Below are 24290 nucleotides of genomic sequence, written 5' to 3'. Positions count from 1 at the left end.
TTGCCCCGACCTCAACACAGGAGACGATCGTGGTCAGTGACGAGACACAGGCGTGGTTCCGCGGCCTGGTGAAGGACACCCAGCAACGGCTCGGCGCGCTGAGCTCCCTGCAGGAGGACCCGGAGCGCTTCCAGGGCCGGGCGGAGGAGGGCGGCGTGACCGTCGTGGTGGCCCCGGGCGGCAACCTGGTCGATCTGAAGCTGACCCGGCATGCCCTGCAACTGGGTCCGGACGAGCTGGCCGCCACCATCCTGCGGGCGCAGCGGGCGGCGGTGCGGCAGGCCAACGTGAGCTACGCGGCCGCCGTGCAGGACGCGGTGGGTGACGCGGCCGGCGCGAAGGTCGACGTCGCCGCGCTCGTCGAGCAGCGACTCGACCAGGCCGGCCTGCGCAAGGCCGCGGAGAACCTGGAGGGCAGCGGCCGATGAGCGGCGAGCAGCTGCACGTCGACACCGACCGGCTCCGGGCCGCCGCGCAGTTCCAGAGGCAGCAGGCGCTGCGGAGCTCGGAGTTGGCCTGCCGGGTGCGCGGCGCGGCGACGGTCGGCGACGCGTTCGGCAGGATCGGCAAGTCGAACGGCATGGAGGCGTCCTACCTGGACTGGGTGGCCTCCGAGGGCGCCGCGCTGGACGAGCTGACCCGGATGTGCAACGACCTGGCCGAGGGGCTGGAGCACAGCGCCGAGCAGTACGACGGCGTGGAGAACCACACCGCCGACTGGATGACGAGCGCGCGGGGAAAGCTCGGATGAGCGCCCGGGATGTCGCCGACGGGTTCCAGGAGGCCCGGGACAACGTCCAGAACGTGACCAGCTTCATGAGCAACGCCTTCAACGAGGGCATGGACTTCATCCTCCAGCCGTTCGTGTGGCCGCTGCTCGAACTGCTCGAATACGCGATGGGCGACCCGGACCAGCTCGACCAGCACGCCACCACCTGGAAGACCACCGCGCAGGCGATGAGGGAGCTGGCCCAGGCACAGCGCGCGGAGCTGGAGGGGCTGACCGCCCAGTGGAAGGGCACGGCCGCCGACTCCTACGCCGCCCGGATCAACCAGCTGATCCAGGGGCTGGAGACGGCCGCCGACGAGATGCTGCGTACCGCGGACAACCTCGGCGACAGCGCGATGGACCTGCGCAACATCGAGGAGGCGATCAGGGACGTCATCCGCGAGCTGGTCGAATGGTTGATCATCACGTGGCTGGCGGCACAGGCCCTCGCCGCCATCACCGCCGGCGCCTCCGAGGCCGCCGCGCTGGTCGCCTCCGAGGGCGAGGCGGTGCTGGCCGCGAGCCGGATCACCGCGTTCATGTACCGGCTGGACCGCTGGCTCACCATGTACAAGGCGTGGATGGACGGGCTCAGATCGCTCGGCACGGTCGGCAAGCTCGCCGCCTGGACGCTGAACAAGATGTACGGCCCCAAGCACTGGATCAAGGAGGGCATCAAGGCGCTCTCCGGCATCGACGGCGCCATCGTCGGTCAGGGTGTGCAGGGCGCGGGCGACGTCGTCATGGACGCCGCCGCCGACGAGTACGACGACCGGCGCAGCGGGATCGACGGCGACTCCGGCTGGCGTACGACGGTCAGCGACTACGTCGACCCGGTCGCGGACCGCGTGCCGTGACCGGCCCGGAGAACGAGGAGGGACGGCCGTGACCGCCCAGGACGATGTCCACGCCCGGGTCGCCGAGCACCTGCATCCCGGCGAGACGTTTCAGGCGGCGATCTGGGTGACGCGGGTGCACGTGGCGCCGACCGGCGGGGAGATCGCCCGCCAGGAGCTGAACCCGAAGCGGCTCGCGGAGAGCATCGCCCTGGAGGCGGCCGGCATCGACAACGCGCACACCGGTCCGGACGGCTCTTCGGGCAACCGGGCGGGCGTCATCGACGGCCCGCCCGGCAGCCAGGCCGCTGAGCTGGACGCCCGGCTCCCGGCGGACCGCGGTGCCCGGCTCCTGGCCCTGACCGACCAGCGGCTGATCATGTTCGCCAAAGTCCCGGAGCCTCGGCCGGAGTCCCTGCTGAGCATTCCCGGCTGGCTGCTCCGGCGGGCCCGGGAGGCGGCCGACGACGCCCAGTTCCGCCCGGCCGCCGGGCCGCTGCGACCGTTGCTCGCGCAGTGGCAGGGGCGCCGGCCGGTCGCGGCCGGTCTGGCCGAGCGACGGCTGCACCTCGCCTTCGCCGACGGCTCGCGCCTCGCCGTGATCACCCCGCACGCGCTGGCCGGCTCGTTCATCGCCGCGCTGACGTCCTGACGACCGGCCGGGTCCGGCGAACCCGGCCGGTCCGCCGGACCCGGAGGGCCGCTCAGCTCGGTGGCTGTCCGGGATCGGGGTCGCCGACCGGTTCCCCGGTGTCGGTGACCAGGCCGGGGGCCATGCTGCCGCCGTGCGCCTCCTCCGGACGCTCCTCGTCGGCCGCCCACGCGTCGTCGGCGGAGACGGCTCCGTCCGCGGTCGCCGCCGCGGTGCGCTGTTCAGGATCGACGTCGCTCATGACCGGTCGAATACCCACCGCACCGCCGGGCGACTCCTTCCCGGCCGCTGCCGGGGCCGGGCGGCCCGGACCGGTGCCGGGACGGTCAGCGGCTCGGCTGGTTGAGCGGCCGGTCGGACGGGCTGGGCGTGGTGGCCGGCTCCTCGTCGAGCCCGATGACGTTGCGCTGCATCTCGACGTTGGACTGGCCGGTGCCGCCGAGCTGGATGTCGTCGTAGGCCTTGAGCTCGTGGTTCTCGTCGAAGTAGAGGACCGAGAGCGACAGCGGTGTCGGATCCTCCTTCTCCAGGCCGCGCAGGCCGGCGCCGCCCGTCGAGCCCTCCACCATCAGGCGGGTCGGCATCGGGGCCTGGACGGCTGCCGACGGGGAGGGGGCGGGGGAGGGCGAGGCCGACGCGGACGGGTCCGGGCTGGGTGGCGTGGGTTCCGGCAGCATGCTGACCGAGCGCTGGTGCCGGTGGCCGGACAGCACCAGCGGGACGACGCCGGAGAGCGGCGGGGCCATCGCCGGGTCGTGCACCAGGGCGATGTCGACCCGTTTGCCGGCCTCCCGGATGGTGCCGGCGAGGCGCTCGCCGGTGCTGGTCAGCAGCTCGTCGCCGGATTTGTCGCCGGTCGTGTTGGCCTCGCTCTTGTCCGGGGTGAACTGCGGGTCGCCGATGCCGGCGATGGTCAGGCCGTCGACGGTGGTGAGGTCGTTGTCGAGGACGATGGCGTTGCGCTGGCGGGCGACCGCGGACTGCACGGCCACCGAGTCGTGGTTGCCGCGGACGTAGAGGTACGGCACCTTGATCGACGGGATCGAGGAGACGAACGAGGTTTCCGCGCTGCTGCCCCAGTCGACCATGTCGCCGGTGTCGATCACCGCGTCGATGTCGAACGTCTCCACCACGGTGCGGATCAGGCCCCACGCCGACGGGTTGAGGTGCAGGTCGGAGACGTGCAGCAGGCGCGTCGTGTTGCCGGCGGGCTCATAGACCGGCAGCGACGACACGGTCGTGTACAGCCGGCTCACGTTGCTGACGATCTGTTGCAGCTGCTCCGCGTACCGCCCGTAGTTGTCCGCGATCCGTCGCGCGTCACCGACCACCGCCGGCGCGTTCACCAGCAGGCCCTCGTAGCGCGGCTCGCTGATCGCGTCCGGGCGCAGGGTGGCGGCGGCCAGCCCGATGCTGCCGGCGCTGGCGACCAGCGCGGTCAGCCCGGCGGCCGCGGCGCGGCGGACGCTGCGGAAGATCAGCGCGGCGGCGAGGACCGCGCTCAGCACCGCCAGCCCGACCGTACGCAGGGCGAGGCGGGACACCCCGGTGGTGACCTCCTCGACCGCGCGGTCCCCGGCCGAGCTGATCGCCGTCGGGTTGTCGATGAGCTCCTCGGTCCGGCTCTGGTCGAGCGAGCCGAGCGCCACCTTCAGGTGCAGCGTCCCGCGGTGGCTGTCCAGGTGCAGCGAGCCGAGCGGCGGGATGTCCACCTCGGTGCCGCCGACCAGGCTCGGCCTGATCGACATCTCCGCCCGGAACGGCCCGACGTCGATGCCGGCGTGCGCGAACAGCATCACCCCGGCCATGCTCGCGGCGACGCTGACCAGCGCGACCGCGGCACCGACCCGGGTGTTGCGGAACCAGCGGTGCCGCCACACCCGGCCGGTCCGGTCGGTCACGGAACGCAGACGCCGGCGCCAGGTGGACAGGGCCGGGACGGGCAGCTCACTCACCGGGCCTCACCTGCCCTGCGCGGGACGGGATGAAACTGTCATGCCCGTCTCAACTCCGGCCGGCGCCGCCGTCCGAGAAGACGAGCCGGATGAGGCGGTCGTCCTCCGGATCCGGCTCGCCGGCGTCCTCCTGGTTGGAGGTGCTCACCCAGAGGGACCCGTCCGGCGCGGCGACCAGCGCGCGCAGCCGGCCGTACTCGTCGGTGAGCAGCTCCTGGGCCTGGCCCAGCACGGTGCCGTTGCCGGTGACGTCGAGCAGGTAGAGCCGCTTGCCGAGCAGGCAGGCGGTGGCCACCAGGTGCTCCATCGCGGCCACCCCGCCGCACGACGACCGGGCGGTCGGCCAGGCGATCAGCGGGTCGACGGACCGGTTGCCGCTCGCCGTGCCGTCGGCCCGCGGCCAGCCGTAGTTCTTCCCCTTCTGCACCACGTTGAGCTCGGAGAACCGGGGCTGGGTGTTCTCCGTGGCGAACATCCGCTTGGTCGCGTCCCAGGCGATGCCCTGCACGTTGCGGTGCCCGGAGGACCAGACGAGCGAGCCTTTCACCGGATTGCCCGGGGCCGGTTTGCCGGCCGTGGTCATCCGCAGGATCTTGCCGCCCAGGCTCTTCGGGCTCGGCGCCTGGGTGCCGCCGGCCGTGCCGTCGCCGGTGCCCGCGTACAGATAGCCGTCCGGCCCGAAGGCCAGCGCGCCGCCGTTCTGCTGCGGCGAGCGCGGGATCCCGGTGACGATCGGTTGCACCGGCTTGCCGAGGACCAGCTTGCCGATCCGGTTGTCGGTGGCGGTGGAGTAGTAGACGAACACCGTCCGGTCGGACGCGTATCGCGGCGAGACCGCGATGCCGAGCAGTCCGCCGTCGCCGGAGGCGCGCACCTCGGACAGGCGGGCCACCTCGTCGACCGTCAGGCCGTCGGCGTCCGACTCCGGGCCCACCCTGAGGATGCGGGCCGTGTCGCGCTCGGTGACCAGGGCCGACCCGTCCGGCAGGAAGGCGATCCCCCACGGCACCTCCAGGCCCGTGGCCAGCACGGTGACCGCCACCTCCCGGTCGGCCCCGGAACCGGCGCTGGCGGTGGCGGCGACCGAGGGGGCGGGCAGGTTCGGCGCGGTGCCCGCCTCGTCCGCCCCGGGTGGGCCGAAGCTGCACCCCGAGGTCAGCGTCAGCACGACGGCGAGCGTCGCGAGCGCGGCACGGCCCCGGCGGGAACGCACGCTGAACCACCCCCTCAGCTTGTCTGCCGACCAGGGTAGCCGCGCCCCCTGACAGTTCCCGGGAAAGCCGTCACGGCTGCACGGCGGCTGGTTCGGCCTCCGCATCGGCCGCGTCGTCGCCGGACGCGGCGGGCGAGCCGCCGCCGGCCGGGGTCTTGCCGGCAGCAGCCAGCACCAGCGGCAGGTTGTCCCGGGTGACGCCGGTCAGCCGGATCACGTTGCCGTTGTCCAGCAGCGCGGACACCCGGCCACGCTGGTCCGGGGCCAGCTCGCTGACCCGGTCCCAGGGGACCCGGCTGCCGCCGACCAGGGCGCGCACCCGCAACTCGTCGGCGTAGACGTCGGTGCCGGCGCGCCAGGCCCAGATCAGCACGGCGAGCGGGATCAGCAGCAGCGGAGCCAGCGCCCAGGAGGCGCCGGCCAGCGGCACGGCGCCGACGAACGCGATCCCGGCGGCGACCAGGGCGGCGCCGGACTTGCGGACGCGGACGAGGGGACGTTTCCTCACGTTCCCATCCTCCCACCCGGCGCCCACGCCGTTTCCACAGGCCCGAGTTGCCGGTGCGGTGTCCATGGCCGACGATCCGGACGGGGCCGGGGGCCTACCGGCCCGTAACCCGATCCATCGACGGCTCGTTGTCCGGATGCAACGACCTGCTGCCCCGCCCCGCCCGTCGGGAGCCGACCCCCGGCATGAACGCAGAGGACCTGTCGTGGCCGTGCCGCCCGTGCCGGCCCGGCCCCGGATCACCGGCCGGGTGACGCTGCTCGCCGTCGTCGCGGCGGCCGTTCCGATGCTGTCCGCCGGCGCTGCCGGGTGGCTGCCCGGCCCGGTCGCGCTGGGGCTGGGCGTGGGCGTCACCGGTCTGTGCGCCGCGGCCGTGCTGGTGCGGACGGCGCTGGCCATCCACCGCGCCGAGGGGGTGTTCGCGGCCTGCCGGGGCGCCGGGCTGGTCGGGATGGGCGCGCTGGCCACCGCGCTGACCGCGCTGGTGCCCTGGTGGTCGCCGCCGGGCGTGGCCGGGTGGCTCACCGCCGGGCTCGGGGTTGCCGCCGGCTGCCATGTGCTCGGCGCCGCGCTGCTGCCCGGGACCGCGCCGACCTGGGCGGTCCGGCTGCGCCGCGGGTTCGACGGCGCCGGCCTCGGCGTCGGTCTGGGCTTCGCGGCGTACCTGGTCCCGCTGGACGGGCGGTCCCGGCCGGCCGCGCTGCCCGCCGTGCTGATCGCCGCCGGCGGCGTCGCGATCGTCACGGTGCTGGTGCTGCGGGCGCGGCCCCGCCCGGTCCCGGCGCTCTGGTGCGGGGCCGGCGCGGCTCTGGTGCTGACCACGCTGGCGGGGCTGGCCGAGCTGGTGGCGCTGGGCGTGACCGGCCCGGCCGTACCGTTGCTGGGTCTGGGTACGGTGGCCGGCCTGGCCGCGACCGTGGCCGGCGGCGCACGCCGGGATCTGCCGCCCCCGCCGGTCGCGCGGCACGACCCGGATCAGTACCTCGCCGGTTGTCCGCTGCTGGCGGTGCCGGCCGCGATCGGCGTGATCGCCGCGGGGTGGCGCCTGGTGGCCGGTCCCGGGTGCGACACCGCGGCGGTGATCTTCGGTCTCGTGATGGTGAGCGTCCTGGTCCTGCGGGAGGTGCTGGTGGTCCGCGACGTCCGGCGCTACGCGGGCCGGCTGCGGGTCGCCGAGGCGCACTTCCGGTCGTTGGTGGCCGGTGCCACCGACCTGACCCTGGTGCTCGACGAGCAGCTCACCGTGCGGTGGCAGTCACCGGCCGCGGCCCGGCTGTTCGGGTGGCGCGACGAGGAGGTGGTGGGCCGGGCGTTCGGCGCGCTGATCCACCCGGACGACGCGGCCGACGCGCTCGCGGTGCTCGGCTCGATGCTCGCCGCAGAGCCCGCGGGCGGCCCGCCGGTCCTGCTCGGCACCCGCCTGCGCGACGGAGCCCGGCTCTGGCGCGACACCGAGTCGACGATCTGTGACCAGCGTGCGGTGCCCGAGGTGGCGGCGCTGGTGGTGCACGTGCGTGACGTCGGCGAGCGGCGGCACCTGGAGCGCACCCTGCACCGGCTGGCGTACCTGGACCAGCTCACCGGCCTGGCGAACCGGCGCGCGCTGATGCGGGACCTGCTGGCCCTGCGCCGCCGGGCCGGGCAGCACGGCACCCTGCTGGTGGTCGACCTGCACGGGCTGGCCGAGGTGAACGACTCCCGCGGCCGGGAGGTCGGTGACGCGGTGCTGATCGAGGTGGCCCGGCGGCTGCGGGCGCTGGTCGGCGGCGAGGACGTGCCGGCGCGGCTGGGCGGGGACGAGTTCGCGGTGCTCACCCGGGAGTCGGCGGTGCCGGCGTACGCGCTGGCCACCCGGATCGTGCAGGCGCTCGGCGCGGCGTACCGGCTGCCCGGCGCCGAGGTCGTCCTGCACACCAGCGTGGGCCTGGCCGAGCTGGCCGGCGCGGCCGATTCGGGCGCGGTGCTGCGGCACGCCGACCTGGCCCGCCAGCGCGCCTGCCAGCTCGGCCGGGACCGGGTCGAGTGGTACGACCCGGACGTCGAGATCCACCTGCACCGCCGGATGGAGCTGGAGCGGCAGCTGCTCGGCGCGGCCGGCCGCGGCGAGCTGGACGTGGTGTTCCAGCCGGTGGCCGGGCTGCGCGACGGGCGGCCGGCCGGGGTCGAGGCGCTGCTGCGCTGGCGGCATCCGCGGCTGGGCACGATCCTGCCCGGGGAGGCGCTGCCGATCGCCGCGGCGCTGGGCATCACCGCCGAGCTCGACGAGTGGGTGCTGGACACCGCCTGCCGGCACCTGAGCACCTGGTCGTGCGGCGACGGCGCGTTCTGGCTGTCGGTCAACGTCGGGCCCCGGGAGCTGCTCACCGCCCGGTTCCCCGAGCGGGTCACCGGCACGCTGCGGCGCTACGGCCTGGCCCCGGAACGGCTGGTGGTCGAGGTGGCCGAGACCTGGATCGCCGAGGACGTGCCGGCGATCGTGGCGGCGCTGACCGGGCTGCGCCGGCTCGGCGTCCGGGCCGCGCTGGACGACTTCGGCTCCGGGCAGACCTCGCTGTCGCATCTGCGGCGGCTGCCGGTGGACATGGTGAAGCTGAGCCCGGCGCTGCTCGGCGGGGACCCGGAGGAGCCCGCCGGGGGTGGCCCGGCGGTGATCGAGGTGGTGGTCAGCCTGGCTCGCCGGCTCGGGCTGGACATCGTCGCCAAGGGGCTGGAGACGCCCGCGCGGCTCGCGCGGGCGGCCGCCGCCGGCTGCCGGTACGGGCAGGGGTTCGCGCTGGCCCGTCCCGCGACGGCCGAGCGGGCCGAGGCGTACCTGGACAGCCACCGTGCGCAGCGCGGTCCGTGACCGGCCGGCGGGCGGTGGCCGGCGTCCGGTCGGATCAGCCGCGCGGCGGGGCGGTGCTGCCGCGCGGCGTCAGGTGTGCGGTCTGTGCCTGGACGTTGCCGACCCGCTTGCCGTCGATCGCGTTCAGCAGCTCCCGCGCGGCCTGCGCGCCGTAGCCCGACACGTCCCGGCTCAGCGCGGTCAGCGGTGGGTGCACCAGGCTGCACAGCGGCGAGTCGTCCCAGGCCACGATCGACAGGTCGCCCGGCACGGACAGCCCCATCTCCTGGGCCACGGCCAGCCCGGCCACCGCCATCACGTCGTTGTCGTAGATGATCGCGGTGGGCCGGTCGCCGCCGATCAGCAGCCGCCGGGTCGCCCGGCTGCCCTCCTCGCCGGTGTAGTCGGCGGGCACGGTGATCGCGTCGTGCAGCCCGAGCGACGCGCACACCGCGTCGAACGCCTTCGTCCGCACCTGCGTGTGCAGCAGGTCGGGCACACCGCTGACCCGGGCGATCCGGGAGTGGCCGAGGGCCACCAGGTAGCGCACCGCCTCGGTGATCGCCCCGCCGTCGTCGGACCAGATCTGCGCGACCGTCCCGGCCTCGCCGGAGCCGCCGATCACCACCGCGGGCAGCTGCAACTGCTGCAGCACCGGGATGCGCAGGTCGTTCTCCCGGAGGTCGGTGACGATCACCCCGTCGATCCGGCGCTCGCCCCACCAGCGGCGGTAGACCTCGACCTCCTGCTCGGGGGAGGCCACCACCTGCAGGGTCAACGCGTACGAGTGGGCGCCGAGCTCGGCCTCGAAGCCGCTGATCAGGCCCATGAACCAGGGCTCGATGCCGAGGATCCGGGCGGGCCGGCAGAGGGTCAGGCCGACCGCGCGGGCCCGTGCCCCGGAGAGTGCCCGGGCGGCGCTGTTGGGGTTGAAGCCGATCTCCTGCGCGATGGCGAGGATCCGTTTGCGGGTGGCGTCGGAGACCCCGGGCTGGCCGTTCAGCGCGTAGGACACCGCGCCCTTGGACACGCCCGCGCGGCGGGCGATGTCGGCGATCGTCGGCCGTTTCACTCAGTCTCCTCTGTCCGCGCCTCCGGCGGCGTGGCTCGCCGCTGAGCTTATCCGGCGACGGTCCGGTGGAACGGAACCGGTCAGTTCGGTCCATAGTGTACTTGACCGGTTAAGTTAACGGGAGATCAATCCCGAGGTCGTTCACGGCTTTCCCGGACGGCTCGACCGTCACGGCGCACCGGCCGGGCCCGGCGTGGAGCGGGACGGCGGCGTACCGGATCCGGGCCCGCAGCGAGGCCGGCGCCGGGCCCGCCGTGGGCCCGGCGCCGGCCGGTGAAGCGTCGCTGGAGCGCGGCCTACTCGGGGACGCGGCGGTACGCGCCGTCGCTGGCGCTGGTGGCCATCGAGGCGTAGGCGCGCAGCGCGGCCGAGACCGGGCGCTGCCGGGCGGCCGGGGTGTACGGCTTGGGTCGCCGCTCCTGCTCGTGCCGGCGCTGGGCCAGCACGTCGTCGTGGACGTTGAGGGTGATGCTGCGGCCCGGGATGTCGATGGTGATCTCGTCGCCGGTCTCCACCAGGGCGATCAGGCCGCCGGCCGCCGCCTCGGGGGAGACGTGGCCGATGGAGAGGCCGCTGGTGCCGCCGGAGAAGCGGCCGTCGGTGATCAGCGCGCACGCCTTGCCCAGGCCGCGGCCCTTCAGGAACGACGTCGGGTAGAGCATCTCCTGCATACCCGGGCCGCCGCGCGGGCCCTCGTAGCGGATGATCACGACGTCGCCCTCGACGACCTCCTTGCCGAGGATGCCGGCGACCGCGTCGTCCTGGGACTCGTAGACCCGGGCCGGGCCGGTGAACTTCCAGATCGACTCGTCGACGCCGGCGGTCTTCACCACGCAGCCGTCCGGGGCCAGGTTGCCGAAGAGGATGGCCAGGCCGCCGTCGACGGTGTACGCGTGCTCGACCGACCGGATGCAGCCCTCGGCCGCGTCGGTGTCGAGCCGCGCCCAGCGGTTGGTGGTGCTGAACGGCTCGGTGGTACGGACCCCGCCGGGAGCGGCGTGGAACAGCTCCAGCGCCTCCGGCGCCGGGGACCCGCCGCGGATGTCCCACCTGGCCAGCCAGGACGTCAGGTCGGGCGAGTGCACCGCGCGCACCCGGTCGCGCAGCAGGCCGGCCCGGTGCAGCTCGCCGAGCAGGGCGGGGATGCCGCCGGCCCGGTGCACGTCCTCCATGTGGTATTTCGGGCTGTTCGGAGCGACCTTCGACAGGCAGGGCACCCGGCGCGAGACGGCGTCGATGTCGGCCACGCTGAAGTCCAGCTCCGCCTCGCGGGCGGCGGCCAGCAGGTGCAGCACCGTGTTGGTCGAGCCGCCCATCGCCACGTCCAGGGCGACCGCGTTCTCGAAGGCGTCCCGGTTGGCGATCGAGCGCGGCAGCACCGACGCGTCGTCGTTCTCGTAGTACTGCTTGGCGATCTCCACGATCAACCGGCCGGCCTCGGTGAACAGCGCCTTGCGGGAGGCGTGCGTGGCCAGCGTCGAGCCGTTGCCCGGCAGCGACAGGCCGATCGCCTCGGTCAGGCAGTTCATCGAGTTGGCGGTGAACATGCCGGAGCAGGAGCCGCAGGTCGGGCACGCGGAGCGCTCGATCGTGTCGAGCTGCTGCTCGGTGACGTTGTCGTTGGCCGCCGCGCTCATCGCGTCGACCAGGTCGAGCTTCTCGTGCACGACGCCCTCGATGGCGACCGTCTTGCCGGCCTCCATCGGGCCGCCCGAGACGAAGACCGTCGGGATGTTCAGCCGCAGCGCGGCGATCAGCATCCCCGGGGTGATCTTGTCGCAGTTCGAGATGCAGACCAGGGCGTCCGCGCAGTGCGCGTTGACCATGTACTCCACCGCGTCGGCGATCAGCTCGCGGCTGGGCAGCGAGTAGAGCATGCCGCCGTGCCCCATCGCGATGCCGTCGTCGACCGCGATGGTGTTGAACTCCCGGCCGACGCCGCCGGCCGCGGCCACCGACTCGGCGACCAGGCCGCCGAGGTCCTTGAGGTGCACGTGCCCCGGTACGAACTGGGTGTAGCTGTTGGCGATGGCGACGATCGGTTTGCCGAAGTCGTCGTCGGTCATGCCGGTGGCGCGCCACAGGGCGCGCGCGCCGGCCATCGTGCGACCGTGGGTCGAGGTCCGGGAGCGCAGCTCAGGCATTCCCCCATAGTGCCACCGGCCAGCGCCGGGACGGCCCGGGACGTCCACAGCGCGGGACACCCCGGGGTTTTGCAATCGATGAAGATCCGGCAGAGTGTGTCCGTGCATTCACCGTCCGGTATGGAGCTGGCGGGCCTGGCCGGCCTGCTCGCCGCCGTACCGGCGGTCGCTCTGCTGGGCCGGTCCGGCCGCCGGCACACCGGAGCGGCCCGCCGGGCCCATCTGCTGCTCGCCGCCGGCGGGGCGCTGGTCACCGCGGCCGCGCTGGCCGGCCTGGCGACCGCGTTGCTCACCGGGCACGGCCACGACCTGGCGCCGGGGAGCCGGACGCTGGCCACCGCGATGGCGGCCGGCATGGCGATCGGCACGCTGACCCTGCTGGCCGGGACGGTGGCGCTGCCCGGCGCGGCGCGTGGCCCGGCCGCCGCGCTCCGGCACGTGCTGGACGGTCTGGTGATCGCGGCGGCGATCTGGTTCGCCGGCTGGGTGCTGCTGACCCGGCCGACCCGGATCCTCGGCGACGCCACGCCGTACCGCTGCACCGCGGTGATCCTCCCGGCCGTGCTGGCCGTGCTGGCGCTGGGCCTGACCGGGGTGCTGGCGCTGCACGCGCACCGACCCCGGCGGCACACCGTGCGGGTCGGCGCCGGGGTGAGCCTGGCCGCGACCGCCGCGACCGGGCTGTCCGGCGGCATCTGCCGCGGGCGCGAGAGCCTGGTGCTGGTCTCGGTGCTGCTGCTCAGCGCCGGCCTGATCCTCGTCGCCTGGGCGGTCCGGGCCGCCGACCGGCCGGTCCGGGCCACCGGCGACGTGCTGGAGCGCGGCGGGGCGTACGCGGTGGTCCCGATGCTGGCCGTGCTCGGCGCGCTCGGCTACCACCTGGCCCGGGGCGGCGCGCTGGACGCGTACGGGTACTTCGGCATCAGCGTCGAGGGCCTGGCCCTGGTCGCCCGGCAGTTCCTGGCGCTGGACGACGTCCGGCGCTACACCGTGCAGCTGCGCCAGCGCGAGAAGCACTTCCGCGAGCTGGCCCACACCGACCCGCTGACCGGGCTGGCCAACCGCCGCGGCCTGCAGCTGGCCCTGCGTCAGGTGGGCGCGGCACAGCCGGCCGCCCTGATCGGCATCGACATGGACGGCTTCAAGACGGTCAACGACCTGCGCGGGCACGACGTGGGCGACGCGGTGCTGGCCGAGGTGGGCGCCCGGCTGCGGCGCAACCTGCTGGCCGGTGACGTGGCGGCCCGGCTGGGTGGCGACGAGTTCGCGGTGCTGATGCACGGCGACGCCGACGAGGCGGTGCTGGCCGCGCACCGGCTGCTCGCCGTGCTCGGCGAGCCGTACGAGGTGGACGGCGGCCAGATCTTCCTCTCCGCCAGCGTCGGCGTGGCCTGTACCGGCGAGCTGCTGCACGACGCCGACCTGGCGCTGCGCTACGCCAAGCAGCGCGGCAAGAATCGGGTCGAGCAGTACCAGGCCGGTTACGACGAGCTGCTGCGCCGCCGGGGCACGCTGACCGGCGAGCTGCGCCACGCGATCGACCGCGGCCAGCTGCGCCTGGTGTTCCAGCCGGTGGTGGCGCTGCCGTCGATGCGGCCGGTGGGCGCCGAGGCGCTGCTCCGCTGGACCCACCCGGAGCTGGGCCCGGTCCGTCCCGACGAGTTCATCCCGGTGGCCGAGGAGTCCGGCCTGATCAACCGGATCGGCGCGTGGGTGCTCGAGCAGGCCTGCCGGCAGCTCGCCGACTGGCTGGCGGCCGGCCACGACATCTGGATGTCGGTGAACCTGTCGCCCAAGGAGCTGCACAACGCCGACTACGCCGCGCAGGTCGCGGACATCCTGTCCGAGCTGGGCGTCCCGCCGCAGCGGCTGGTGCTGGAGGTGACCGAGCACGCGGTCGCCACCGACATGGAGGAGCTGGTGCGCCGGCTGGCCGAGCTGCGCGAGACCGGGGTGCGGATCGCGCTGGACGACTTCGGCGCCGGGTACTCCTCGCTCACCCAGCTGCGCACCCTCCCGGTGGACATCCTGAAGATCGATCACGCGCTGGTGGCCGAGCCGGAGTCCCGCACCGGGACCGCCGCGCCGCTGGTCGACGTGGTGGTCCGGCTGGGTCACCGGCTCGGGTTGGAGGTGCTGGCCGAGGGGATCGGCACCCCGGCGCAGCGGGAGGTGGTCGAGGAGGCCGGCTGCCGCCTGGGCCAGGGCTCGCTGTTCGGCTGGGGCGTCCCGGCCGAGCACTTCGAGTCGCGTCTGCAGAGCCTGCGTCCGAGCGGTCCGCGGCCGCTGCCGGCGCCGCGCTCGGGACCGCCGAAGGACGCGACGGCCCGCGGTCAGGTGGTCCGCCTCGGTCCGGGAATGCGGCAGCTCAGAGCGTTGCTGCCGACCGATCCGGAGTTCGCGTCCTCGATCGGTGATCAAAATGTGGGATCAGTTGACTCAGGCCGTGAGATGGGGCAAGGTTAGCCGCATGTGCTTCGCGTCCCGAGTACTTATCTGAGCGCACTCTCCGGATCCAGGGAGGGTGCGCTAGGTCCCGTGCTTCTGCACGAGGGCCTTTTTTGTTGCTCAAGTACCGGACGTCCAACCCGAAAAGGTCTGAATAGCCATGACGAGACCCACGCCTGAAACCCTCGCCCATCGAGTCACTCCGGCCACCGTCGCGGCGGCCGCGAACACCTCTCCGGCCGCGACGGCTCCGGTAGCGACGACGGGCGCCGGCGCGCTCGTCCGGTCGCTCGAGGCGCTGGGCGTGGAGGTCGCTTTCGGCATTCCCGGCGGGGCCATCCTGCCGGCGTACGACCCGCTGTTCGACTCCAAGGTCCGGCACATCCTGGTCCGGCACGAGCAGGGCGCGGGGCACGCCGCCACCGGGTACGCGCAGGCCACCGGCAAGGTCGGGGTCTGCATCGCGACCAGTGGCCCGGGTGCGACCAACCTGGTCACGCCGATCGCGGACGCGTACATGGACTCGGTGCCGATCGTCGCGATCACCGGCCAGGTGGCCCGTCCGGCGATCGGCACGGACGCCTTCCAGGAGGCCGACATCCAGGGCATCACCCTGCCGATCACGAAGCACAACTTCCTCGTCCAGACCGCCGAGGAGCTGCCCCGGATCGTCGCCGAGGCGTTCCACCTGGCGATCACCGGCCGGCCCGGCCCGGTGCTGGTCGACATCCCGAAGGACGTGCTGCAGGCGCAGACCACGTTCCAGTGGCCGCCGACGCTGGACCTGCCCGGGTACCGGCCGACCCTGCACCCGCACGGCAAGCAGATCCGCGAGGCGGCCCGGCTGATCGCGGCGGCCAAGCGTCCGGTGCTGTACGTCGGCGGCGGCGTCCTGAAGGCCGGCGCCACCGACGGGCTGCGCAAGCTCGCCGAGCTGACCGGGATGCCGGTGGTCACCACGCTGATGGCGATCGGCGCGTTCCCCGACTCGCACCCGCAGCACCTCGGGATGCCCGGCATGCACGGCACCGTCCCGGCGGTGTACGCCCTGCAGAAGGCGGACCTGCTGGTCACCCTGGGTGCCCGCTTCGACGACCGGGTGACCGGCAGGCTGGACTCGTTCGCGCCGGACGCCAAGGTCGTGCACGCCGACATCGACCCGGCGGAGATCGGCAAGAACCGGCACGCCGACGTCCCGATCGTCGGTGACGCGCGGCACGTGATCGACGAGCTGATCGCCGCGGTGTCGGCCACCGCCGGCGGCGTCGAGCAGTACTCCGCGTGGTGGACCACGCTCAACGACCTGCGGGAGCGGTACCCGCTGGGCTACGAGGAGCCGACCGACGGCACCCTGGCCCCGCAGTACGTGATCGAGCGGATCGGCGAGCTGGTCGGCCCGGAGGCGGTCTACTGCGCCGGCGTCGGGCAGCACCAGATGTGGGCGTCGCAGTTCATCAAGTACGAGAAGCCGGGCACCTGGCTCAACTCGGGCGGCGCCGGCACGATGGGCTACGCGGTCCCGGCCGCGATGGGCGCCAAGGTGGGCCGGCCGGACACCGCGGTCTGGGCGATCGACGGCGACGGCTGTTTCCAGATGACCAACCAGGAGCTGGCCACCTGCGCGCTGGAGGGCATCCCGATCAAGGTCGCCGTGATCAACAACGGCAACCTGGGCATGGTCCGGCAGTGGCAGACGCTGTTCTACGACGGCCGCTACTCCAACACCGAGCTGGGCACGCACAAGCACCGGATCCCGGACTTCGTGAAGCTGGCCGAGGCGCTCGGCTGCATCGGCCTGCGCTGCGAGTCGAAGGCGGACGTGGACAAGGTGATCAAGCAGGCCATGGAGATCAACGACGCTCCGGTGGTCATCGACTTCACGGTCGGCAAGGACGCCATGGTGTGGCCGATGGTCGCGGCCGGCACCAGCAACGACGAGATCATGTTCGCCCGGGACGTGCGCCCCACGTTCGACGAGGACGACCTCTAGTCATGGCCGCCCGCACCGAGCGGCGTCCACCCGCCGCGGACGGACGGTCTCGCACGCGAGGCCCAGAAGGACATGACGAAGGAGAGCTCAGTTGACCACCAAACACACGCTGTCGGTGCTGGTCGAGAACAAGCCCGGTGTGCTGGCCCGGGTCAGCGGCCTGTTCTCCCGGCGTAGCTTCAACATCGACTCCCTGGCGGTCGGCGAGACGGAGAACCCGGACGTCAGCCGCATCACGATCGTGGTGGACGCCGAGTCGTCCCCGCTCGAGCAGGTCACCAAGCAGCTCAACAAGCTGGTCAACGTCCTGAAGATCGTGGAGCTGGATCCGGCCCAGTCGGTCCAGCGTGAACTCCTGCTGGTCAAGGTGCGCGCCGATCGGGCGCAGCGTGGCCAGGTGCTGGAGACCGTCGAGCTGTTCCGGGCGCGAGTGATCGACGTCGCTCCGGACACCCTGACGATCGAGGCCACCGGCAATCCCGACAAACTGGATGCGTTGCTGCGGGACCTCGAGCCGTACGGCATCAAGGAGATGGTCCAGTCCGGCCTCGTGGCCATCGGTCGCGGGTCCCGCTCCATCACCACCGGTCCGGCCCTACGCGCTGCCTGAGCAATCAGCGCCGCACGACAACACAGAGAAGAAGGAAGTCATGACCGCGGAAGTGTTCTACGACGACGACGCCGACCTGTCCATCATCCAGGGGCGCAAGGTGGCCGTCATCGGCTACGGCAGCCAGGGCCACGCCCACTCGCTGTCGCTGCGTGACTCGGGTGTCGAGGTCGTCGTCGGCCTGCAGGAGGGCTCGAAGAGCCGCCCCAAGGCCGAGGAGCAGGGCCTCACCGTGAAGACCCCGGCCGAGGCCGCCGCGTGGGCCGACGTGATCATGGTGCTGGCGCCGGACACCGCGCAGCGCAAGATCTACGCCGAGTCGATCGCGCCGAACCTGAGCGCCGGCAAGGCGCTCTTCTTCGGCCACGGCCTCAACATCCGGTTCGGCCTGATCAAGCCGCCGGCCGACGTGGACGTCGCGATGGTCGCCCCGAAGGGCCCGGGGCACCTGGTCCGCCGCCAGTATGTGGACGGCAAGGGCGTGCCCGCCCTGATCGCGATCGAGCAGGACGCCACCGGCGGCGCCCAGGCGCTCGCCCTGTCGTACGCGAAGGCGATCGGCGGCACCCGCGCCGGCGTCATCAAGACGACGTTCAAGGAGGAGACCGAGACCGACCTGTTCGGTGAGCAGGCGGTGCTCTGCGGCGGCACCGCGGCGCTGGTGCAGACCGGTTTCGAGGTGCTCACCGAGGCCGGCTACGCCCCGGAGATCGCGTACTTCGAGTGCCTGCACGAGCTCAAGCTGATCGTCGACCTGATGTACGAGGGCGGCATCTCCCGGATGCGTTACAGCATCTCGGACACCGCCGAGTTCGGTGACTACGTCTCCGGCCCGCGCGTGATCAACGCGTCGGTCAAGGAGGAGATGAAGAAGATCCTCGCCGAGATCCAGTCCGGTGAGTTCACCAGGCGCCTGATCGCGGACGACGAGGCCGGCGGCCCCGAGCTGAAGAAGTACCGCGAGCAGGGCGCCGAGCACCCGATCGAGGTCACCGGCAAGAAGCTGCGCGGCATGATGAGCTGGGTGGACCGTCCGATCAGCGAGACCGCCTGAGCGGTAACGGCGGTACGCGATGCCGGGATGGCTGCGCCATCCCGGCTTTTCGCGTGCCCGGGCGCGGCTTTCGGCGGCGCCGGGAGCCGGGCCGATCCGGCGCCGGCGCGTGAGTGAACCGAACCGTTGGGCCGTTCCGTCCGTACCATTCGAGTCCGTCAATGCCGACGACCCGGATGGAGGGCCATGACTTCCGTCGTCCTGGTAACCGAGGAATTGGCGCCCGCCGCGACTGACGTGCTCACCACGGACTTCGACGTCCGGCAGGTGGATGGCACGGACCGGCCGGCGCTGCTGAGCGCCCTGGAAGAGGCCGAGGCGGTGATCGTCCGCAGCGCCACCCGGATCGACGCCGAGGCCCTGCGGGCCGCGCCCCGCCTGCGCGTCGTGGCGCGGGCCGGGGTGGGCCTGGACAACGTCGACATCCCGGCCGCGACCGAGCGCGGCGTGCTGGTGGTCAACGCTCCGACCAGCAACATCATCTCGGCTGCGGAGCAGGCGGTGGCGCTGCTGCTGGCCACCGCCCGGCACACCGCGAGCGCCAGCGCGGCGCTGAAGGCGGGGCACTGGCTGCGGTCCGCGTTCACCGGGGTGGAGGTGTACGGCAAGACCGTCGGAGTGGTCGGGCTCGGCCGCATCGGGGTGCTCGTGGCTCAGCGGATGGCCGCCTTCGGCACGAACCTGATCGCGTACGACCCGTACGTGCAGCCGGCCCGGGCGGCGCAGCTCGGGGTGCGGCTGGTGAGCCTGGACGAGCTGATCCGGCAGAGCGACTTCATCTCGGTGCACCTGCCGCGTACCCCGGAGACGGTCGGCCTGATCGGCGAGAAGGAGCTGGCCGTGGCCAAGCCCGGGGTGCGGATCGTGAACGCGGCCCGCGGCGGTCTGGTCGACGAGCGCGCCCTCGCCGAGGCCATCGCCGCCGGCCGGGTGGCCGCGGCCGGGCTGGACGTCTTCGAGACCGAGCCGCTCACCTCGTCGCCGCTGTTCGCCTTCGACACCGTGACGGTCACCCCGCACCTGGGCGCCTCCACGGTCGAGGCGCAGGACAAGGCCGGGCTGGCGGTGGCGCGCAGCGTGCGCCTGGCGTTGCGCGGCGAGTTCGTGCCGGAGGCGGTGAACGTGCGGGCCGGCGGCGCGGTGGACGAGGACGTGCGCCCGCTGCTGCCGCTGGCCGAGAAGCTGGGCCGGGTGTTCACCGCGGTGGCCGGCGGCGTGGCCGCCCGGGTGACCGTCGAGGTGCGCGGCGAGGTGGCCGCGCACGACGTCGCGGTGCTCCGGCTGGCCACCACGAAGGGGCTGTTCGCCTCGGTGGTGGCCGAGCGGGTGACCTATGTGAACGCGCCGCGGATGGCCGCCGACCGGGGCGTCGCGGTGGAGCTGGCGACGTCGGAGGACGCCGGCGAGCACGCGTCCCTGATCGTGGTGCGCGGCGCGCTGGCGGACGGCAGCACCGTCGCGGTGGCCGGGGCCGCCGGCAAGCTCGTCGAGGTGGACGGCTTCGAGCTGGACCTGCCGGCCGACGGCGTGCTGCTGTTCCTCCGCTACCGGGACCGTCCCGGTGTGGTCGGCCGGATCGGCACCGTGCTGGGCCGGGCCGGCGTCAACATCGCGGCGATGCAGGTGGCCCGGCGGGCGGCCGGCGGCGAGGCGCTGATGACGCTGACCGTCGACTCCGGCGTCGATCCGGCGCTGCTGGCCACGGTCGCCGCGGAGATCGGCTCGGACGCGGCGGCGACCGTCGACCTGCGCGCGGACTGATCAGCGGGTCCGGGCCGGTGGCCGGTACACCGTGCCGTCCTGCAGATCGAGCAGGTCGAGGTTCAGCTCGGCGGCCAGCCGTTCGATCGTCTCCAGCACCACGTCCGGGCAGTTCTCGTCCAGCCGCATCTGGATGTGGTCGGCGGCGGCGTGCAGCGGCGCGCTGGCCCACGGCGAGCCGGGCGCTTTCGCGCGCGGTCCACGATCCGGGTAGGTGCTGGTCAGAGCGTCGTAGAAGGCGACGACGCGGGGGTCGGCCGGGCGCCGTGGGTGTACGCCCTCGGCGCACCGCGCGTTGGCGGCGCGCACCTCGTCCGGCGCCGCCGCGGGGTCCATCGCCCACACCACTAGGTCGAAGCTCACCGGCGCATGGTGCCATCACCGCAGCCCCAGGTTGAGAAACCGTGGGCCGACACGCGGGGATGCGTCTTGCGCGTCATTAGTCCGCATCGCTAGCGTTGGTCCCAGCCGCACGTCCTGGCGGTGGGCGCGTCTTCGGGTGACGCGCTCCGCCCCGGGGCGGGCGGCTGGATTCTGGCGGGACCGAGCCACGCGTACTCGTCGCTGCAGCCCCCGTGACCGTTTGCCGCGGTGCGGGGGCTGTTCGCGTCCGGGGATGTTCATAGAATGGGATCTGCGTTCCGTGTTTCGGGACCAGGCGCTACCGTGTGTGTTGGTTGTCCGGACGTGTGTGGGGAGTCGACGTGAGCGTGGCGCGGATCGCGGTGGTGGCCGGCGACGGCATCGGTACCGAGGTGACCGCGCAGGCCCGCAAGGTGATCGACGCGGTCCTCCCCGGCGTCGACTACCACGAGTACGACCTGGGCGCCCGCCTCTACCACCGCACCGGCGAGGTGCTGCCCCAGTCGGTGCAGGAGGAGCTGGCCGGCCACGACGCGATCCTGCTGGGCGCGATCGGCGACCCGAGCGTCCCGCCCGGCGTGCTGGAGCGCGGCCTGCTGCTGAAGCTCCGCTTCGACTTCGACCAGTACGTGAACCTGCGCCCCTCCAAGCTGTGGCCGGGCACCACCAGCCCGCTGGCCGGCGTGAAGCCCGGTGAGATCGACATGGTCGTGGTCCGGGAGGGCACCGAGGGGCTCTACGTCGGCGCCGGCGGCGTCCTGCACCGGGACACCCCCGCCGAGATCGCCACCGAGGAGAGCCTGAACACCCGGCACGGCGTCGAGCGGGTGATCCGGGACGCGTTCGACCGCGCCCAGCGCCGCGACCGCCACCACGTGACCCTGGTGCACAAGACCAACGTGCTGACCCACGCCGGCAGCCTGTGGTCGCGCTCGTTCGCCGCCGTCGCCGCGGAGTACCCCGAGGTCACCACGGAGTACCAGCACATCGACGCGGCCAGCATGTTCATGGTCAGCAACCCGCAGCGGTACGACGTGATCGTCACCGACAACCTGTTCGGCGACATCCTCACCGACATCGCCGCCGCGGTCACCGGTGGCATCGGCATGGCCGCCAGCGGGTCGGTCAACCCCGAGCGCAAGTACCCGTCGACCTTCGAGCCGGTGCACGGCTCCGCGCCGGACATCGCCGGGCAGGGCATCGCCGACCCGGCCGCCGCGATCCTCTCCGCCGCCCTGCTGCTGGAGCACCTGGGCCGCCACGACGAGGCACGGCGAGTAACCGAGGCGGTCGCGGCCGAGGTCGCGTCCCGCACGCCGGGCGCGCCGCTGCGTACCGCCGAGGTCGGCGACCGGGTCGCCGCCGCGCTCTGACGCCTGCGGCGATCCTCCACCAAGCCCCGCGGTCATTGTTTTAACGACCGTTCGGGGTAGATTCATGGGCGCACTACGGGTGCCCCCTCGCATGCTTGTTCTCCGCAGAAAGCAGGTCCTGTTGTGATGAGCGGTGGTGACAGCCTCGAATTCGAGATCCGTCCCAACCCGGCGCCCGTGGGTGACGCCGACCGTGCCGCGATGCTGGCCAACCCGGGGTTCGGCCGGATCTTCACCGACCACATGGTCACTGTGCGCTACGCCGACGGTAAGGGCTGGTACGAGCCCCGGGTGGAGGCCCGCGCCCCGATCCCGATGGACCCGGCCAGCGCCGTGCTGCACTACGCCCAGGAGATCTTCGAGGGCCTGAAGGCGTACACGCTGCCGGACGGCGGCGTCGCGATGTTCCGCCCGGACGCGAACGCCGCCCGGTTCGTCGCCTCCGCCCAGCGGATGGCCATGCCGTCGCTGCCGGAGGAGATCTTCCTCAAGTCGCTGCACGAGCTCATCTCGATCGACCGGGCATGGATCCCGGGCGGCGAGGACGGCAGCCTCTACCTGCGGCCGTTCGCCTACGCCAGCGAGGTCTTCCTCGGCGTCCGCCCCGCGCGGGAGTACCTCTACCTGGTGATCGCGTCCCCGGTCGGGGCGTACTTCTCCGGCGGCGTCAAGCCGGTGTCGGTCTGGGTCACCCCGGACTACACCCGCGCGGCGCCCGGCGGCACCGGCGCGGCCAAGTGCGGCGGCAACTACGCGGCCGGCCTCTCGGCCCAGGCCGAGGCCATCGAGCACGGCTGCGACCAGGTCGTCTACCTGGACGCGGTGGAGCGTAGGTACATCGACGAGCTCGGCGGGATGAACGTCTTCCTGGTGCTCGACGACGGCACCCTGGTCACCCCGCCGCTGACCGGCACGATCCTGCCCGGCATCACCCGCGATTCGGTGATCAGGCTGGCCGAGCGGGCCGGTCGCCGGGTCGAGGAGCGCCCGATCAGCCTGGCCGAGTGGCGCGAGGGCGCCGCCTCCGGCCGGGTCCGCGAGGCGTTCGCCTGCGGCACCGCCGCGGTGATCACCCCGATCGGCACGGTCCGCAGCCTCGACGGCGACTTCACCGTCGCCGACGGCGGGCCCGGCGAGATCACCATGAGTCTGCGCAAGGAGCTCGTCGACATCCAGCGCGGCCAAGCCGAGGACCCATTCGGCTGGGTGCACCGAGTCCTCTGACGATCCGTGCCCGGTGGCCGGTCCGGGCCGCGGGACGGATCCGGGCCCGCTGACCGCCCGGGTCGGCCGACGGTCGCCGGAGGCGGTCCGCCCGCGCTCCGCCGCGGCCCGGGCGCCGATCCTTCCGGGTACGAAGGGTCGGCTCCCGTCCGCAGGCCTCCCGGCCACGCCCCGTGCCGTTCCCGCGCGGCGCCGCGGACCGTTCCCGGCCCGCGGCGCGCTTCCAAGCCGTGGCGGGGCTTCCGGTCCGCGGCGCGATCCCGGTCCGCGGCGGGCTTCCAAGCCGTGGCGGGGCTTCCGGTCCGCGGCGCGATCCCGGTCCGCGGCGGGCTTTCGGGGCCGCGGCGCGTTGCCGGGGCCGCGGCGCGATCCCGGGCGGGAGTCGGAGGCGCGGCGAACCGGTCAGTCGGTGAGCAGGTGGCGGCGCAGGGCGGCGAGCTCGGTGCCGGTGAGGCCGATCTCGTGCGCGTAGCCCTCCACCGAGCCGTGCAGGGCACGCAGGTCGTCGAGGAAGAGCCGCATCGCCGCCGGGGGCGAGTCGAACATGTGCTCGTTGCCGCGTACCGTCTCCGGGCTGGTCTCCAGCAGGTACCTCGTCAGCGGCGCCATCGCCTCGGTGGTCAGGGCGTAGTCGGCGGCGATGTCGGCATCGCCGACCCCGAGCAGGGCCAGGGTGAGGGCGCAGATCGTGCCGGTACGGTCCTTCCCGGCCATGCAGTGCACCACCACCGGGGCGGCCGCCGGGTCGGCGATCAGGCGCAGCGAGTCCAGGATGCCCTCCCGGCCGTCCTCGGCGAAGTTCAGGTAGCGGTCGGCGAGCCAGCGCTCGTGTGCCGTCCCCTCCGGGTGCTCGACCTCGTCCCAGTCGACGTGCTTGAGCACCAGGTTGCGATAGTCGAGGCCGTACCGCTCGTGGACCCGGCCGAACTTCTCCACCTCGAACGGCCGGCGGAGATCGATCACGGTGCGGATCCCGAGGGCGGTGAACGCCGCCGCGTCGGCCTCGCCGATCCGGTGCAGCGAATCCGCCCGGAACAGCCGGCGCCAGCGCACCTTGCGGCCGTCGAGGCCGGTGTAGCCGCCGACGTCGCGGAAGTTGTAGGTCGAGGAGAATGCCAGGTTTCGTGAATATGCTTCGGCCACCACGCGACCAACCTAGTCGGTGGCGCCGCCTACCCGGCTTTGTCGATCTCCCGCCCCGGCGCGGCCATCCGCTCGCCGTCCATCGGGGGACCCGGCGTCGCCTCGTCGTCGCGTGCGCCGCCCGTCCCCGGCGCGGCCTCCGGGTGGCTGCCGGGCCGGAACGCTCTCGGGTCGAACGCGCCACCGGGATGCTGCTTGACGAACTCGCCCTGCGCGTCGCTGACCAGACCGCCGGCCCGGTCCGGATCGTTCTGCGGGAAGTCGTCCCGTGAGTCGCTCATCACCGCCCCATACCCCCGGACGGGTCACCCTACCGTCTCAGGTATTGGATTTCGGGTCTCATCCGCACGC

The 24290-nt window shown here is 73.2% G+C and carries 21 protein-coding genes; 12 read left to right on the top strand and 9 right to left on the bottom strand.

Annotated elements, in window-relative coordinates:
• The first annotated feature begins 29 nt into the window (after positions 1 to 29).
• The 4 genes from ACTEI_RS31755 to ACTEI_RS31740 are packed head-to-tail and all read left to right on the top strand — an operon-like array spanning position 30 to position 2257.
• Entirely contained in the window at positions 30 to 428 is a 399-nt protein-coding gene (locus ACTEI_RS31755; RefSeq protein ID WP_164466201.1) for a YbaB/EbfC family nucleoid-associated protein, read from the top strand.
• On the top strand, positions 425 to 751 hold the full coding sequence (locus ACTEI_RS31750; RefSeq protein ID WP_122981007.1) for a type VII secretion target: 327 nt from the start codon (positions 425 to 427) through the stop codon (positions 749 to 751). Before ACTEI_RS31755 ends, ACTEI_RS31750 begins: the two co-directional genes overlap by 4 nt.
• Entirely contained in the window at positions 748 to 1626 is an 879-nt protein-coding gene (locus ACTEI_RS31745) for a WXG100 family type VII secretion target (RefSeq protein WP_122981006.1), read from the top strand. The genes ACTEI_RS31750 and ACTEI_RS31745 overlap by 4 nt, the downstream gene beginning before the upstream one ends.
• 28 nt (positions 1627 to 1654) lie before the next feature.
• Positions 1655 to 2257 carry a hypothetical protein gene (locus ACTEI_RS31740; RefSeq protein ID WP_122981005.1) on the top strand — a complete coding sequence of 201 codons (603 nt, stop codon included), beginning with the start codon at positions 1655 to 1657 and terminating at the stop codon, positions 2255 to 2257.
• A 52-nt stretch (positions 2258 to 2309) separates the two neighbouring features.
• Here the strand turns inward: ACTEI_RS31740 and ACTEI_RS31735 are convergent, their stop codons facing one another.
• The 4 genes from ACTEI_RS31735 to ACTEI_RS31720 all read right to left on the bottom strand — a co-directional run bounded on the left by ACTEI_RS31735 (position 2310) and on the right by ACTEI_RS31720 (position 5933).
• On the bottom strand, positions 2310 to 2498 hold the full coding sequence (locus tag ACTEI_RS31735) for a hypothetical protein (RefSeq protein ID WP_122981004.1): 189 nt from the start codon (positions 2496 to 2498) through the stop codon (positions 2310 to 2312).
• An 85-nt stretch (positions 2499 to 2583) separates the two neighbouring features.
• Positions 2584 to 4212 carry a metallophosphoesterase family protein gene (locus ACTEI_RS31730; protein ID WP_187645850.1) on the bottom strand — a complete coding sequence of 543 codons (1629 nt, stop codon included), beginning with the start codon at positions 4210 to 4212 and terminating at the stop codon, positions 2584 to 2586.
• Positions 4213 to 4261: 49 nt separating this feature from the next.
• Entirely contained in the window at positions 4262 to 5425 is a 1164-nt protein-coding gene (locus tag ACTEI_RS31725) for a PQQ-dependent sugar dehydrogenase (protein ID WP_239082116.1), read from the bottom strand.
• A gap of 70 nt (positions 5426 to 5495) precedes the next feature.
• Positions 5496 to 5933 (bottom strand): PH domain-containing protein, encoded by a 438-nt coding sequence (locus tag ACTEI_RS31720; protein ID WP_239082115.1) that lies wholly within the window; start codon positions 5931 to 5933, stop codon positions 5496 to 5498.
• Positions 5934 to 6138: 205 nt separating this feature from the next.
• Here ACTEI_RS31720 and ACTEI_RS38780 point away from each other — a divergent pair, with 205 nt between their 5' ends.
• Positions 6139 to 8778, top strand: coding sequence for an EAL domain-containing protein (locus ACTEI_RS38780; protein WP_262384553.1), 2640 nt, complete (start codon positions 6139 to 6141; stop codon positions 8776 to 8778).
• Positions 8779 to 8812: 34 nt separating this feature from the next.
• On the opposite strand, the gene ACTEI_RS31710 is transcribed toward ACTEI_RS38780, so the two are convergent.
• Together ACTEI_RS31710 and ilvD are read right to left on the bottom strand one after the other, a co-directional pair.
• Positions 8813 to 9829 (bottom strand): LacI family DNA-binding transcriptional regulator, encoded by a 1017-nt coding sequence (locus ACTEI_RS31710; protein WP_122981001.1) that lies wholly within the window; start codon positions 9827 to 9829, stop codon positions 8813 to 8815.
• 296 nt (positions 9830 to 10125) lie between these two features.
• Positions 10126 to 11973: a dihydroxy-acid dehydratase gene (gene ilvD / locus ACTEI_RS31705; RefSeq protein ID WP_122981000.1), complete on the bottom strand. Its 1848-nt coding sequence runs from the start codon at positions 11971 to 11973 to the stop codon at positions 10126 to 10128.
• Between the two features lie 120 nt (positions 11974 to 12093).
• Between ilvD and ACTEI_RS31700 the strand changes: the two genes are divergently transcribed.
• The 5 genes from ACTEI_RS31700 (at position 12094) to serA (ending at position 19836) form a co-directional block, all read left to right on the top strand.
• Entirely contained in the window at positions 12094 to 14439 is a 2346-nt protein-coding gene (locus ACTEI_RS31700; RefSeq protein WP_164466316.1) for a putative bifunctional diguanylate cyclase/phosphodiesterase, read from the top strand.
• A 142-nt stretch (positions 14440 to 14581) separates the two neighbouring features.
• Positions 14582 to 16411, top strand: a complete 1830-nt coding sequence (locus tag ACTEI_RS31695) for an acetolactate synthase large subunit (protein ID WP_122980998.1) — start codon at positions 14582 to 14584, stop codon at positions 16409 to 16411.
• 91 nt (positions 16412 to 16502) lie between these two features.
• Positions 16503 to 17021: an acetolactate synthase small subunit gene (gene ilvN, locus ACTEI_RS31690; protein WP_122980997.1), complete on the top strand. Its 519-nt coding sequence runs from the start codon at positions 16503 to 16505 to the stop codon at positions 17019 to 17021.
• 40 nt (positions 17022 to 17061) lie between these two features.
• On the top strand, positions 17062 to 18075 hold the full coding sequence (ilvC, locus tag ACTEI_RS31685; RefSeq protein WP_122980996.1) for a ketol-acid reductoisomerase: 1014 nt from the start codon (positions 17062 to 17064) through the stop codon (positions 18073 to 18075).
• A gap of 186 nt (positions 18076 to 18261) precedes the next feature.
• Entirely contained in the window at positions 18262 to 19836 is a 1575-nt protein-coding gene (serA, locus tag ACTEI_RS31680) for a phosphoglycerate dehydrogenase (protein WP_122980995.1), read from the top strand.
• On the opposite strand, the gene ACTEI_RS31675 is transcribed toward serA, so the two are convergent.
• On the bottom strand, positions 19837 to 20172 hold the full coding sequence (locus tag ACTEI_RS31675; RefSeq protein ID WP_372443185.1) for a hypothetical protein: 336 nt from the start codon (positions 20170 to 20172) through the stop codon (positions 19837 to 19839).
• A gap of 374 nt (positions 20173 to 20546) precedes the next feature.
• On the opposite strand from ACTEI_RS31675, the gene ACTEI_RS31670 reads away from it, so the two are divergent.
• Positions 20547 to 21572, top strand: coding sequence for a 3-isopropylmalate dehydrogenase (locus ACTEI_RS31670; protein WP_187645879.1), 1026 nt, complete (start codon positions 20547 to 20549; stop codon positions 21570 to 21572).
• Positions 21573 to 21698: 126 nt separating this feature from the next.
• The gene (locus tag ACTEI_RS31665; protein ID WP_122980992.1) at positions 21699 to 22796 is read left to right on the top strand and encodes a branched-chain amino acid aminotransferase; all 1098 of its coding nucleotides are present in this window, start codon (positions 21699 to 21701) and stop codon (positions 22794 to 22796) included.
• A 402-nt stretch (positions 22797 to 23198) separates the two neighbouring features.
• On the opposite strand, the gene ACTEI_RS31660 is transcribed toward ACTEI_RS31665, so the two are convergent.
• Both ACTEI_RS31660 and ACTEI_RS31655 read right to left on the bottom strand, forming a co-directional pair.
• Positions 23199 to 23942 carry a tyrosine-protein phosphatase gene (locus ACTEI_RS31660; RefSeq protein ID WP_122980991.1) on the bottom strand — a complete coding sequence of 248 codons (744 nt, stop codon included), beginning with the start codon at positions 23940 to 23942 and terminating at the stop codon, positions 23199 to 23201.
• A gap of 26 nt (positions 23943 to 23968) precedes the next feature.
• Complete coding sequence (locus tag ACTEI_RS31655) at positions 23969 to 24220, bottom strand: hypothetical protein (protein ID WP_122980990.1); 252 nt, start codon at positions 24218 to 24220, stop codon at positions 23969 to 23971.
• Positions 24221 to 24290 lie beyond the last annotated feature (70 nt).

This window comes from Actinoplanes teichomyceticus ATCC 31121, assembly GCF_003711105.1.
GTDB lineage: Bacteria > Actinomycetota > Actinomycetes > Mycobacteriales > Micromonosporaceae > Actinoplanes > Actinoplanes teichomyceticus.
This window is presented reverse-complemented; position numbering and strand designations above follow the sequence as displayed.

Excerpts from the sequence above, each read along its gene's own strand:
- ACTEI_RS31750 (WP_122981007.1), top strand. The coding sequence starts at position 425 with ATGAGCGGCGAGCAGCTGCACGTCGACACCGACCGGCTCCGGGCCGCC.
- ACTEI_RS31745 (WP_122981006.1), top strand. The coding sequence starts at position 748 with ATGAGCGCCCGGGATGTCGCCGACGGGTTCCAGGAGGCCCGGGACAAC.
- ACTEI_RS31735 (WP_122981004.1), bottom strand. The coding sequence starts at position 2,498 with ATGAGCGACGTCGATCCTGAACAGCGCACCGCGGCGGCGACCGCGGAC.
- ilvD (WP_122981000.1), bottom strand. The coding sequence starts at position 11,973 with ATGCCTGAGCTGCGCTCCCGGACCTCGACCCACGGTCGCACGATGGCC.
- ACTEI_RS31700 (WP_164466316.1), top strand. The coding sequence starts at position 12,094 with ATGGAGCTGGCGGGCCTGGCCGGCCTGCTCGCCGCCGTACCGGCGGTC.
- ACTEI_RS31695 (WP_122980998.1), top strand. The coding sequence starts at position 14,582 with ATGACGAGACCCACGCCTGAAACCCTCGCCCATCGAGTCACTCCGGCC.
- ilvC (WP_122980996.1), top strand. The coding sequence starts at position 17,062 with ATGACCGCGGAAGTGTTCTACGACGACGACGCCGACCTGTCCATCATC.
- serA (WP_122980995.1), top strand. The coding sequence starts at position 18,262 with ATGACTTCCGTCGTCCTGGTAACCGAGGAATTGGCGCCCGCCGCGACT.
- ACTEI_RS31675 (WP_372443185.1), bottom strand. The coding sequence starts at position 20,172 with ATGGACCCCGCGGCGGCGCCGGACGAGGTGCGCGCCGCCAACGCGCGG.
- ACTEI_RS31665 (WP_122980992.1), top strand. The coding sequence starts at position 21,699 with ATGAGCGGTGGTGACAGCCTCGAATTCGAGATCCGTCCCAACCCGGCG.
- ACTEI_RS31655 (WP_122980990.1), bottom strand. The coding sequence starts at position 24,220 with ATGAGCGACTCACGGGACGACTTCCCGCAGAACGATCCGGACCGGGCC.